Here is a 12,787-nt window from a genome sequence, read left to right as displayed (position 1 = left end):
TTCTAAGTTTCAGCTGGAGAAAAAAACTCCACCTGAAACAAAGAACTCTGTTTATCTCCATGTAATTTTGTATGAATGCTTTACAGGGCTTTAGGAAGTATGATTGGGTGTTGCTGCGGTTAGTCATTGGATAAAAGTTTAATAAAGGAGTGAAAAAATTATGGCGGATAAACTTATATATCTTCCACAAATGCTTTTAATAGGTTCCTCGGGACGTAATAGTGGAAAGACAACTCTTGCAGCTAGTTTAATTAGAAATTGGAAAGATAGATTTCCAATTATAGCCTTAAAAATAACTACCATTGAAGAAAAAAATGGGAAGTGTCCTAGGGGTGGAAAAGGTTGTGGAGTTTGTACTAATATAAAAGAAAATTTTCAATTAATAGAAGAAAAAATTTCAGAGAGTAATAAGGATACTTCCCTTTTACTTGCAGCTGGAGCTGAAAGAGTATATTGGCTTAAAGTATTAAAAGCTCACATTAAGGAAGGTATAGAGTATTTTCTAGCAGAGATCTCTAAAAACAATTTAATAATATGTGAATCAAATAGTCTTAGAAATATTGTGAAGCCTGGAGTCTTTATAATGCTAAAGAATACGCAAAATTCAAACATTAAAAAATCAGCAAGTGAAGTTGTGGATAAAGCTGATTTTATTGTAGAAGGAGATTTTAGAGACAATATTGGAAATATAATTGATGAGATAAAGGTTAATAAAATACAGGAATGTTTAAGTATAAATATAGAATAGAAGGAGGCTGTCTATAAGACAAACCTTCTATTGCATTATTTTACGTTTGTAAAATTTCCAAATGAATAAAAAGGATAAAATTAGTACTAAGGTAACTATAAGACCACCCTCTGGACCAAATTGTCCGCCATTAATTATATTATCAGCAGTATTTCTTACATTATATATGCCATTAGTTTCATTTCCACTGACCAAAAAGCCAAATACATTTCCTTCAAAATAATTCCAAGTTATGTGAAGACCTATGGAAAGCCATAAATTTCCTGATTTGATTGTCATATACATAGCCAAAAGGGCAAATAAAAATAAATTTACATAACTGAGAAAGCTTATGCCTGAATTTAGAGAATGCATGGCAGCAAATATAATAGATGACACTATTAGGGCTATCCACTTGTTGGTGGACTGTTTAAGTACTGTAAAGCAGTAACCCCTGGCAAACATTTCTTCATTTATACCTACGAAAATGAATAATATTAGACCTGTTAAAGCAGATATATTAAAATTAGGTCTGTTTAAAGGGGCTATAAGCTTTACATTGCCAGTAACAAGCAGTATAAAAAACACTATGGTCAAAGTAACTGCACCGAAAATTAAGCCTATAATGAGATCTTTACAGCCATCCTTTAGATTAATCAGGCCAATGTCTCTTAAAGGCTTCTTGTCAAATTTTCTCCAAAAGATAACTATACTTAGAATCATGCAAGCACATTGTAAAATCGTAGATATAAAGCCCAATGGAGTACTTAAAGTTAATGATTTGTTTAGGTCGCTGGCAGTCTTAAGTAAATCCTGATGGTATAAGAGTTGAATTATAGTATAAACAATCTCAACAGCTATTTGAGCTATGAATGTAAGTATAATAAAGAAAATAAATACGATAGCTATTTTCCAGCCAGCTCTTGGCTGAGAATTTTTGTTAATAAAAATATTTTTGAACATGTAGGACCTCCTGTTTTGGTGAATTTTAAAATTATTTTGTTATTAAATTTATCCTAGCCAAGATATCAATTGTGACACTGCATCCAATAAATCTTTTTTATTTTTTTCAATATCCTTTTCAGGCCCAGTAAACTTTAAACTCTTTAAATTTTCTTTTATTCTAGTTAATAGGGTAGTGTTAAGGTTGTGATTCGTATTATCAATTTTATTAATCATGCTTTCTAAATCTTTTTTATCATAGGTGGATATATGGCGGGGTTTTTTGATTTTTAGATACATTTTTTCCAATATTTTTTTATATTCATGAAAATTATTTGAATCAGTCATACACAACATCTCCTTTAAATTTAGTCACCGCCAATATTTTCTTGTATATTTCATTTACGACAATAATTATATCAAATTAAGTATCTTATGTGAAATTTAAGGAAACATTTGTAGGAAATTTAATCAAAAATATTTAGAAAAATATGGTATAATAGTTTGTAGATGGTAATAGGAGAAACTTAAGAGGTGATAAATATGAATTGTAGGACAAAGGTAAAAAATTTGTTTTCATATCTATTGAGCATAAAGAATATGGACGAGGATGTAATAAGAAATATAAATCAATATGAAAAAATTTATTGGCAAGGGGATTTAAATACAACTAGTAATAATTTGGAAAGTAACCAAGGTGAAGAGGAAAACTGGTTTTACATTGATAGCAGTAATAAGGAACTGTATGATGAGTTCTTTCAATTATATCTTTCTGTACAGAAAAGTGGAGAAAGTTTTGAAATCATTTGGGGAAGTTATATTCTTGCTTGGACTACGGAGGATAAACAGATTAAACATCCTATTTTTACAACAAAAATGGAGCTTTGCTTTGATGCAGAAAAAGGTATTTTCTTTTTAAGGCCCTATGATAGAAAAATAAATATGGAGTTTGATATATTCTCAGGGATAAATATTCCTAATATAGATAAATTATTAGAAATAAAAGAAGCTGTGGAAAATTCATCTATAGATCTAAGGAATTTGGAAGCTGTAGAAAATATACTACATAAGATATTACATTATTTAACTTCAGACATAAGTCCTCAGGAAGAAATTCAAAGGGATATATGTACTGCCCAGGATATTAATCCAAATAAATATCCTGTATTTTATAATGCTCCAGCAGTTATAATACGAAAGACTGATCATAGATTGTGGCATAATGAATTGACTAATATTTTAAAGGCAATAGATAATGGATATGAAGTTCCACCTACTATAGAGGCCCTAGTCAGTTCAGAAGAAATACAGGAAAATTTAAAGGTAAAAGCTAGATGGCAGGAAATTGGGAAAAATCTTTTGTTTCCACTTTCCAGTAATGAAGAACAAAAGGAAATAGTTAAAAAATTATCTGAAAACTTTGGAGTAGTTGTACAAGGCCCGCCTGGTACTGGAAAAAGTCATACTATTGTAAATTTAATATGTCATCTTTTGGCCCATGGAAAGAGGGTTTTAATTACCAGTCAAACTGGGAGAGCATTAAGAGTTTTATCAGAAAATATACCAGAAGAAATAAAACCTTTATGTATGAGTATTTTGGGAGACGATACAAAAGCTCTTAGAGAATTAGATGAATCAGTAAGAGTTATTACAGAAAATCTTGCTATGAATAAGGATAATATAAAAAGAGAAATGATACCTATTAAAAGACAATTGGAAAATTGTAAAAATAGGCAGAAGGATTTATATGATAAATTAAAAGAAGCTGAATGTATTGAAAATAAAAAGCTAAGGTTTCAAGGTACTATAAGCAAATTAATGGATATAGCAAAATGGGTAAGATTAAATGAAAGAAAATATTCATGGATAGAGGATGATATAAAGCTTGAGAGCAATTGCCCTCTTACGGAGCAGCAATATTTACGGTTGTTGTATCTTTTAAATACTGTTGAAAGAGAGGATATAGTTAAAGTAAATAGCATAATGAATGTATTATCAGCACTTCCTGATTGCAGTGATATATGCTTAAAAATAGATAGTTTTAAAGAGACAGATTCGAGGTATGAGGAATATAAAAATAATTTAAAGGATTGGTCATTAAGCTATGATTCAAATATAAATTATAAGGAACTTATAGATATTTTATCAAGGGCAGAGAAAAATATGAAAAAGATAGAGGGTTCCTGGCTGAATAATGTAATGAAATGTTATTATAGCAGTGAAATTGTGAGGCCTATATTAAAGCATTTATATATAAGAAGTAATTTTTTAGTAACAGAGCTTTCAGAAATTCAAAGAAGACTTACAGTTCATAAAGTGCAGGTACCGGAAATAGATGATTTTAATAAGTTTAAATTGGATTTTCAATATATATACGATATTATTAGGGCAAGAGGTAAAATAACTAAAGTCTTTAAGGTAATGCACAATGAATATGCGTATATATTTAATAATTGCTTTGTGGATTCAGAACCAATAACTTCAAGAGATGAAGCTGAAATATTAAGTATATATATAAAAAAGTTAGCTTTAGAAGAGGAATTTAAGAGTTTATGGAATAACACCATGAAGGATTATGGAGCTTTTCAGATAAAAGATTTTGGCGTTAATTCTATGATGGTTCTTGAAGAAAGCGTAAAGGGTTTAGGTAGAGTTATTGATTGGAACATGGATTTTAAGAGTAAAATTATAAATATTTTAGGACAAATAGCTTTCCTTAATAAAATTAATTGGTATGAGGAAGAAACCTATACTTATCTCAAAAATGGCATAATAAGTCTAAAGCATATAAATGAGTATAAAAAAGACAAAGTGTATATAAACAATATAAAGAAGCTTTGTAACAATGTATCACAGTTTCAGCAGCTCGGTAATGCTGTTGAAAACATGGACATAGAAAATATTAAGGAGAGTTATAAAGAAGTCATAAGGCTAAAGGAATTATCAAAGAGTATACAGGAAATCAATTTATATATGGGAAAGCTTGAAAAATTAGCACCTATGCTCTCTATGAAGCTCTATGAAAGCAAGGATAGAAGTAGCTTTAAAGAGTTGAATATGTCATGGAAATGGAGGCAATTCAGCAGCATGTTGGAAAAGGTTCATAAGGTCAGACCAGAACTTATAGAGAGATTATTAAAGGGAGAAAAAGAAAAAGAAAAGGCTTTAATAAAGGAATTAGTAGCTAAAAAATCCTGGTATAATCAGATAAACCATACTACAGATTCTCAGAAAAGAAGTCTTTATGCGTGGCTTCAGGCAGTGAAAAAAATAGGAAGAGGCAAAGGTAAGTTTACTGATAAATACAGGAGCATGGCTCAAAGAGAAATGGAAATATGCAAGGACTGTATACCAGTATGGATTATGCCCTTAAATAAGGTTATTGAAAATATAAAACTAAATAGCAGTACACCCTTTGATGTGGTAATCTTTGATGAAAGCAGTCAGAGTGATATATTTTCCATTTGTGCTCTCTTTAGAGCCAAAAGAGCTGTAATTGTAGGAGATGATAAACAGATAAGTCCTCAGGCAGTAGGTATAGATCAAGATATGGTAAATGATCTTATTGATAGATATTTAAAGGGTATACCTCATGGGGAATGGTTCGATTTAGAGACAAGTTTGTACAATACAGCCCTTAGGGTTTTCCCGGATAGACTTTTGCTAAAAGAACATTTTAGATGCTTACCTGATATTATAGGATTTAGTAATGATTTATGCTATTCCGGTGAGATAATACCTTTAAGACACCCTAAAAGAACAGAATTATTTAGTTCGCCAATAAAAGCAGTAAAAGTAGTGGATGGATTAAAAGATAAATTAAAGAATATAAATGTAAATGAAGCAAAGGCTTTAGCAGAACAAATAGTTAAATGCTGTGATGATAGAAGGTACGAAGGTATGACTATGGGAGTTATATCACTTCTTGGAGATGTACAGGCAGAGCTTATTGAAAATTTAATAAGAGAAAAAATAGGCGAAAAAGAAATGATGAACAGGAAACTTATATGCGGGGATGCTTATTCATTTCAAGGAGATGAAAGGGATATAATATTTTTGTCTATGGTGGTAGGGGACAATGTGAGATTTACAGCACTTACCAGGGAGGTTGATGTAAGAAGATTCAATGTAGCAGTAAGCAGGGCAAAAAATCAGCTTTGGTTATTTTACTCTATAAATACAGAAAATTTAAATCCAGACTGTGTTAGAACCAAGTTATTAAGATATTGCCTTGATCCTTCTGTAGTTAAGGAAGATAAAGCAAAAGAAGAATATGTGTTCCAAAGTGATTTTCACAAAGAAGTATTTAGAATGATAGCTAAGAGGGGATACAATATAACACCAGCAGTAAATCTAAAGCATTATAAAGTTGATTTTGTGGTGGAAGGAAATAGCAGTAGAGTTGCGATAGAATGTGATGATGGAGAATGGAATGGACTAGAAGAGTGGGAAACGGGTCATGAAAGTCAAATGACGCTGGAAAGAGTGGGATGGACTTTTCATAAGATAAGAGCCAGTGAGTTCTATAGAGATCCTGAAAAAACTATGGAACGCTTATGGTCTAGACTTAAACATCTTGGAATTAAGAAAATAATAGCTTAGTCATAATTTTCAGAGGAGTGAGCCACTTGAGTAGTAAAAGGACTATAGGAATAATTATTTTTTTACTCATAATTCTATTTACTCTATTAGCTTGTGATAAAAATAGCAATAAGACACAAGAAGAGAAGACTTTGGAATCAGTTTCTATAAATGATACAGCCGCCATTGGGAATAATGCGGAGAATAAGGCTAATAAGGATATTGTTAATACATCAGCGAAAAACGTATATATCAATGCAAAATTTGCCTATAGAATAGAATATCCTAAACAATGGACTGATATTATAGAGAGTGAAACTCAAGATGGTGCACTAATATATTATAAAGACGGTAATGATATAAGAACTTTTTGTGAAAAAGCTCCAGATGGATATATTGATTTTGAGAGAGAAGAATATAAACAAGAAGGAAAAAAAATAGAGGATTTTTCTACTGATGATGGTACTAAAGGAATTATTGTTACTGGGGATGAAAATAAAAAGAAACTTACTCATGCAATAATATTTCAAAATGGAAAGCATTATGATTTTTATGCCTTAGTAAACCCGGATTTTTATAAAGGCAATGAGAATAATATATTGGGCATGGCTAAGAGTATAAAGATTTTGAACTAAAAAGTATCTAAGAATTATTATGTATGGTCCAATCAGTTATTTAAGAAAAGTACGAAACAACTTTTCTTAGCTGAAAGTTGATAGTGGATAGTGTAAAGTTGAAAATCAGTTAAGAGTTAAGAGTTAAGAGTTATGAATTAAGAATTAATAGTTAATGATGCTTTTTCGCCGCTATGCTATGAAAAACTTTTAAATTAATTATTTTTCCGTAGTGTAGCGGAGAAAAAATATCCATCACTCTCAACTTTCAACTGTCTTTTTAGTTCGCCATTTCTTACTAGTATGAATTAAATAACTACAAAGATAGAATTTATATGTTAATTTTATCTTTAAACCTTCGATATAATAAGTATAGACATTTATAGGGGGTAATCTAATGAAGCTAAGAAGTAAATTTATGTTATATTTTCTATCCTTTGCACTTATTCCAGTTATAGTAATTGGAGCAATTAACTATTTTGAGACCAAAGTTTCCAATATGAATTCAGCTTTTGATACCTTACAAGGGCAAGAAAATTTGAGTAAAGTTTTTATTCAGGATAAGATAAAGACTATAGGAAATATAGGAAAACAAAATGCAGCAAGTAATTTAATAAAAGATTATGTGAAAACGATTAATAATTCTAATCAGGGTAATGCAGCAAAGGATAGTATAAAAGCTGTACTTAAAGAAATGAATCAAGATTTTCCGTATTATGCTAATATTGCATTAACTGATAAGAACGGAAAATGTATAGTAGATAATGAAGGATCTCTTGAAACTAAGGATTTAGGACAGGAGAATTATTTTACAGGAGCAAAAAATAATAATAAAACTTATATATCACCGGTTAAAAAGAGTGCAACTACGGGTAATCCTGTAATTGTAATTTCAGAGCCTATAGTTGTTGATAATCAGTTTCAAGGTATTTTATTGCAAAGTGTTGATCTAACAACTATATCAAAAGATTTGCTTACAAATATGACTATTGGTAAAGCTGGAGACATGTATGTTATTGAAAATGATGGTACTATGATAATCAATAGAAATAAAGGTGAAATTTTTAACAAAAATTTCTTAAAAATTAATGTAGCAAATAAGATAATTAAAAATAAAAAGGGTACTACAGAGTATACATACAATGGACAGGATAAACTTGCAGCTTATGACTATGACTCTAGTCTTGGTTGGATATTTGTAGCTAATATACCAAAAGCAGAGCTTATGGGGACAAGTAGTATGATATTAAAAACTACTGTGACGCTTTCTATAATAGCTATAATATTATGTGCAATTCTTTCATTTTTTATCACAAAGCTAATTTCGGGTCCAATAGTAAAGGTTTCTGAATCTATGAATAGGCTTGCAGAGGGAGATTTTACTATAGAAGTAAATTCTAAAGGTAAAGATGAAATTGGTCATATGTCAAGAAAACTAGGTCAGACTATTAGTAGAGTAAGAAATTCTATATCAGATGTAAAAAGTACTGCACTTACCATAGGCGAATCTGCAGCTGTATTATCGCAAACCTCTGGTGAAATGGTTACTTCTGTAAATGAAGTTTCAAATGCCATACAGGATGTAGCCGGCGGAGCAACTTCACAAGCACAGGATTTGATGGATGTAGTAAATATGGTATCAGATTTTACTAAGGAATTAGATGCTGCCAATAGTAAGCTCTTAAAGGTTAATGAAGAAATAAAAAACAGTGAAGATAAGGCAAAAGAAGGTAGTGAGCAGATTAATGTGTTGATACAGAACATTTGTGATGTAAAAGAGGCCTTTGATAATGTATTGGAAAAGGTAAATGGTCTTTCCAATTCAGTTTCTAAAATAGGTAATATCACAGATGTTATTAATGCAATATCTGAGCAGACAAATTTACTTGCACTTAATGCAGCTATTGAGGCTGCAAGAGCGGGAGAGCATGGAAAAGGCTTTGCTGTGGTTGCTGAAGAAGTAAGAAAACTAGCAGAGCAATCTAAAGAATCTTCACAGGAGATAATATCTTTAGTTAAGTCTATTGGCAGTGAGACAAATGAGGTTAAAGTTACTTCTAGCAATGTAGGGGATGTTCTTGAGCATCAGGCAGAAGCAGCAAATAATACAATTATAATTCTCTATGATATAGTTGATGCAGTTAATGCAGTAGGACCTATAATGAATGAGGCAAATAATTCTATAGATACAGTTATGAGAACTAAGGATGATGTATTGATGAAGGTTCAAAATGTTTCCGCTGTAGCAGAGGAAGTGTCAGCTTCTTCACAGGAGATATCAGCTTCCTCTGAGGAGATGTTAGCTTCCGCAGAAGAAGTTAAGAATCACGCAGAAAGAGTAAATAATGCGGCTTCAGAATTAACAGATAAGGTTAAAAAATTTACAGTATAAAGTTATGAGTAAATATATTTAACCTGACAATTATTCATTTAAATGTTATATATTTATTTATCAATACAAGGTCGTAAGGTAAAGAAAAGGCTTTAAAATGACTTTAATTATATGTCATTTTAAAGCCTTTTCTAGCATTATGATTATATTATAGCTATTGAGTTATTTAGTTGTAATGAATTATAATTATTAATTAGGAACAATATATTAAAGAAATAAAAAAAGATGATAAAATTAGAGCAAAGAGTGGCTACGTCTCTAGATAACGATTTAGCCTAAAGGACAACGAGTTCTAAGTATCAAAAATACTGATGCTAAGAACTCTGTTTATAAGACAATTAAATAAGCAGGAGGAATATGTTATGTATAGTGCAGTAGAAAGATTATTAAAATATGTAAAGTATGATACTAAATCTGATGAAAATACAAGAGTAACACCCAGTACAAAGGGACAGTTGGTTTTAGGTAAAGAATTAAAAAAAGAACTAGAAGAACTGGGACTTGAGAGTGTATCTATGGATGAGAATGGATATATAATGGCCACTTTACCTAAAAATATAGATAAAGAGGTAAAAACTATTGGATTTGTATCCCATATGGATACTAGTCCAGATATGACAGCTACAAATGTTAATCCTCAAATAGTTAAAAATTATGATGGTAAAGATATAGTGCTTAATGAAAAAGAAAGCATAGTGCTATCACCAAAGGATTTTCCTGAAATAACAAATTATATAGGAAAAGATCTTATAACTACAGATGGAACAACTCTCTTAGGTGCAGATGACAAAGCAGGAGTTTCGGAGATAATGGCGGCTGTGGAATATCTTGTTAAGCATCCAGAAATACCTCATGGTACAATAAAAATTGGTTTTACGCCAGATGAGGAAATTGGTGAAGGTGCAGATCACTTTGATGTTAAGAAATTTGGAGCAGACTTTGCTTATACCGTGGATGGTGGACCGATTGGTGAATTAGAATATGAGAATTTTAATGCAGCTTCTGCTAAGATATTTGTTAAGGGAAGAAATGTTCATCCTGGAACAGCCAAAGATAAGATGATAAATTCAATGCATATAGCCACAGAACTTATTGATATGCTTCCTTGTAATGAAAGACCAGAGTATACAGAAGGTTATGAAGGCTTTTACCACCTTATTTCCATTAATGGTGAAGTTGAAGGCACTAAGCTTTACTTCATAATAAGAGATTTTGATAGAGATAAATTTGAAGGTAGGAAAAAGCTTATGCTTTCTACTGCAGAATTTTTAAATGGAAAGTATGGAGAAGGAACAGTTACTGTAGAGTTAAAGGATCAATACTATAATATGAAAGAAAAAATTGAGCCTGTAAAATACATTGTAGATGTAGCTTATAAAGCTATGGAGGAAGTGGGAATTACCCCTATAGTAAGTCCTATAAGGGGAGGTACAGATGGTGCAAGACTATCCTTTATGGGACTGCCAACACCTAATTTATTTACAGGAGGACACAATTACCATGGTAAATATGAGTTTATACCAACCTTAGCCATGGATAAAGCTGTGGATGTAATACTAAAAATAATAGAACTTCACTCTAAATAGAATTGTAATTTTAATAGGATGTTTAAAGAAGGGTAAACTGTATTCTGTAAGATAGACACGGAAAAGAGGCTGTGATAGCTCCAGGGTATAGTTTGCCTTTTACCTTTTCTACTAATAAAAATAATTATTAAAATTTTATTTTTATTAAGCGAATAAGATTATATGAGATTTAATGGATAATTATTTCTTTTGAGATAACCTATTTAAAAGTATTCTATTTTCCAAAAAACATTTTTACTGCCACGAGAACTAAAAATACGGCAAAAGCCTTCTTCATAATATCTTGAGGAAGAGTATTTGCAAATCTTCCACCGAATTTTGTACCTATAAACATAGTGATACATATTAAAATTCCTGCAATTACATTTACATTTCCCCTCTTATAATATTCTAAAAAACCTAGAAGCCCAACAGGAGGTAACAATATAGCTAAAGAAGTTCCTTGTGCCATAAGCTGGCTAAAGCCCATGATATACATTAGGCAGGGTATGATTAAGGTTCCACCTCCAATACCGAATAATCCACATCACATGAAGTTATATAAATGCGCTGTTATTATACTTGTAAAAAGAAGAATTTTACGAATAGAAGAAAGCAGTTATGGAAAGAATATTTCTCAAGTAGAATTTACTGACTTATAACAACTGTTGGTGAGATTATAGATGTAATTAAAAATTATATAGAGAATCAAGGCATAGGTGAGGTGGAAAGGTGGGTATTAAAAGAAATAAAGGTTATAAATACAGATTAAAACCTACTAAGGAAGAAAAAGAGTATTTTGAAAAAGTCTTTGGATGCACAAGAAAATTATACAATATCTATGTAGACATATTATATGAGAAGCTTGAAAATAAGAATTATGTAAATGGAAAGGTGGATTATAGAACTATAAAATTTCCTACACCTGCAGCCATAAAAAAAGAGTATGAGTATATGAAGGAAATAGACAGTCTGGCCTTTGCAAATGTCCAGCTTGATTTTCAAGAAGCATTAAAAAAATACAATAAGGAATATGATGGTAAAACCTACCGGAAAAAGTCAAAAAAACTTGAAAAAACCACAGGTAAAATACTGACATTTAGAGATATAAAGGGAATGCCATCCTTCAAAAGTAAAAGGCAAAACCATCATTCTTTTACTACCAACAACCAAAAGGGAACAATATCAATAGTAGATGAATGCTATGTGAAAATACCCAAACTTAAATCTTTGATAAAGTTTGTTAAACATAGAGAAATACCAGAAGGATATTGTATTAAAACTGCTTCAGTGTCAAAGGACTGCAGGGGTAAATACTACATATCTTTCACAGTAGAATATTATGAAGAAGAAAAGGAAATAACACCAGAAAATTTTATTGGTCTTGATTATTCACAAACTTCTTTTTATGTAAGCAGTGAGGACGAGAAAGCCAATTATCCTCATTACTATAGGGAGAATGAAGAAAAGCTGAAAAAAGAATATAGAAAGCTCACAAGAAAAAAACTAAAGTCAAAAAATTGGTGTAAACAAAAATCAAAGATATCAAGACTGCAGGAAAAAATATCAAATCAGCGAAAAGACTGGCTGCATAAAAAGAGTTTTGAATTGTCACAGAAATATGATGCAGTCTGTATAGAGGATATAAACCTTAGAAATATTGCTCAATGTCTGTCTTTAGGGAAAAATGTACAGGATAATGGCTTTGGCATGTTTAGAAATTTCTTAGAATACAAACTGCAGCATAGAGGGAAACACCTTATAAAAATAGATAAGTGGTATCCTTCATCAAAAACTTGCAGCTCCTGCGGCAGTATAAATGATAAATTACAGTTATCAGAAAGAGTATGGACTTGTAAGAATTGTGGTATCACTCATGACAGAGATGAAAATGCTTCAGTAAATATACGAAATGAAGGAATAAGAATATACGAGAAAAGTAAAAGTGCATAAATTACATAAAAAA

9 protein-coding genes and 1 pseudogene are annotated in these 12,787 nt (G+C 31.0%); 7 read left to right on the top strand and 3 right to left on the bottom strand.

Annotation, left to right across the window (positions count from 1 at the left end):
- The first annotated feature begins 160 nt into the window (after positions 1-160).
- Positions 161-748, top strand: a complete 588-nt coding sequence (locus tag ABF633_RS19750) for a hypothetical protein (protein WP_415526269.1) — start codon at positions 161-163, stop codon at positions 746-748.
- 27 nt (positions 749-775) lie between these two features.
- Here the strand turns inward: ABF633_RS19750 and ABF633_RS19745 are convergent, their stop codons facing one another.
- Both ABF633_RS19745 and ABF633_RS19740 read right to left on the bottom strand, forming a co-directional pair.
- On the bottom strand, positions 776-1,690 hold the full coding sequence (locus ABF633_RS19745; protein ID WP_415526267.1) for a lysostaphin resistance A-like protein: 915 nt from the start codon (positions 1,688-1,690) through the stop codon (positions 776-778).
- A 48-nt stretch (positions 1,691-1,738) separates the two neighbouring features.
- A complete protein-coding gene (locus tag ABF633_RS19740) occupies positions 1,739-2,017 on the bottom strand; it encodes a hypothetical protein (protein WP_415526265.1) in 279 nt (92 codons plus the stop codon).
- 195 nt (positions 2,018-2,212) lie between these two features.
- On the opposite strand from ABF633_RS19740, the gene ABF633_RS19735 reads away from it, so the two are divergent.
- The 4 genes from ABF633_RS19735 to pepT all read left to right on the top strand — a co-directional run bounded on the left by ABF633_RS19735 (position 2,213) and on the right by pepT (position 10,842).
- Positions 2,213-6,271 carry an AAA domain-containing protein gene (locus tag ABF633_RS19735; protein ID WP_415526263.1) on the top strand — a complete coding sequence of 1,353 codons (4,059 nt, stop codon included), beginning with the start codon at positions 2,213-2,215 and terminating at the stop codon, positions 6,269-6,271.
- A 17-nt stretch (positions 6,272-6,288) separates the two neighbouring features.
- Positions 6,289-6,885: a hypothetical protein gene (locus ABF633_RS19730; protein ID WP_415526261.1), complete on the top strand. Its 597-nt coding sequence runs from the start codon at positions 6,289-6,291 to the stop codon at positions 6,883-6,885.
- A 376-nt stretch (positions 6,886-7,261) separates the two neighbouring features.
- Complete coding sequence (locus tag ABF633_RS19725) at positions 7,262-9,256, top strand: methyl-accepting chemotaxis protein (protein ID WP_415526259.1); 1,995 nt, start codon at positions 7,262-7,264, stop codon at positions 9,254-9,256.
- Between the two features lie 362 nt (positions 9,257-9,618).
- The gene (pepT, locus tag ABF633_RS19720; RefSeq protein WP_415526257.1) at positions 9,619-10,842 is read left to right on the top strand and encodes a peptidase T; all 1,224 of its coding nucleotides are present in this window, start codon (positions 9,619-9,621) and stop codon (positions 10,840-10,842) included.
- Positions 10,843-11,056: 214 nt separating this feature from the next.
- Here the strand turns inward: pepT and ABF633_RS19715 are convergent.
- Positions 11,057-11,365 (bottom strand): annotated as a pseudogene (locus ABF633_RS19715) (sulfite exporter TauE/SafE family protein); the annotation flags it as partial.
- On the opposite strand from ABF633_RS19715, the gene ABF633_RS19710 reads away from it, so the two are divergent.
- Together ABF633_RS19710 and ABF633_RS19705 are read left to right on the top strand one after the other, a co-directional pair.
- The gene (locus ABF633_RS19710; protein ID WP_415526255.1) at positions 11,310-11,483 is read left to right on the top strand and encodes a hypothetical protein; all 174 of its coding nucleotides are present in this window, start codon (positions 11,310-11,312) and stop codon (positions 11,481-11,483) included. The pseudogene ABF633_RS19715 and the gene ABF633_RS19710 sit on opposite strands and share 56 nt — an antisense overlap.
- Positions 11,484-11,553: 70 nt before the next feature.
- Positions 11,554-12,774, top strand: coding sequence for an RNA-guided endonuclease InsQ/TnpB family protein (locus tag ABF633_RS19705; protein WP_415526253.1), 1,221 nt, complete (start codon positions 11,554-11,556; stop codon positions 12,772-12,774).
- Positions 12,775-12,787 lie beyond the last annotated feature (13 nt).

The organism is Clostridium sp. (genome assembly GCF_047718555.1).
In the GTDB taxonomy this organism is placed as follows: Bacteria; Bacillota; Clostridia; order Clostridiales; family Clostridiaceae; genus Clostridium_I.
The sequence above is the reverse complement of the archived record's forward strand: the minus strand, read 5'-3'. Positions and strand labels throughout refer to the sequence as shown.

Coding starts and splice junctions, on each gene's coding strand:
- ABF633_RS19750 (WP_415526269.1), top strand. CDS start 161: ATGGCGGATAAACTTATATATCTTCCACAAATGCTTTTAATAGGTTCC.
- ABF633_RS19745 (WP_415526267.1), bottom strand. CDS start 1,690: ATGTTCAAAAATATTTTTATTAACAAAAATTCTCAGCCAAGAGCTGGC.
- ABF633_RS19740 (WP_415526265.1), bottom strand. CDS start 2,017: ATGACTGATTCAAATAATTTTCATGAATATAAAAAAATATTGGAAAAA.
- ABF633_RS19735 (WP_415526263.1), top strand. CDS start 2,213: ATGAATTGTAGGACAAAGGTAAAAAATTTGTTTTCATATCTATTGAGC.
- ABF633_RS19725 (WP_415526259.1), top strand. CDS start 7,262: ATGAAGCTAAGAAGTAAATTTATGTTATATTTTCTATCCTTTGCACTT.
- pepT (WP_415526257.1), top strand. CDS start 9,619: ATGTATAGTGCAGTAGAAAGATTATTAAAATATGTAAAGTATGATACT.
- ABF633_RS19710 (WP_415526255.1), top strand. CDS start 11,310: ATGATATACATTAGGCAGGGTATGATTAAGGTTCCACCTCCAATACCG.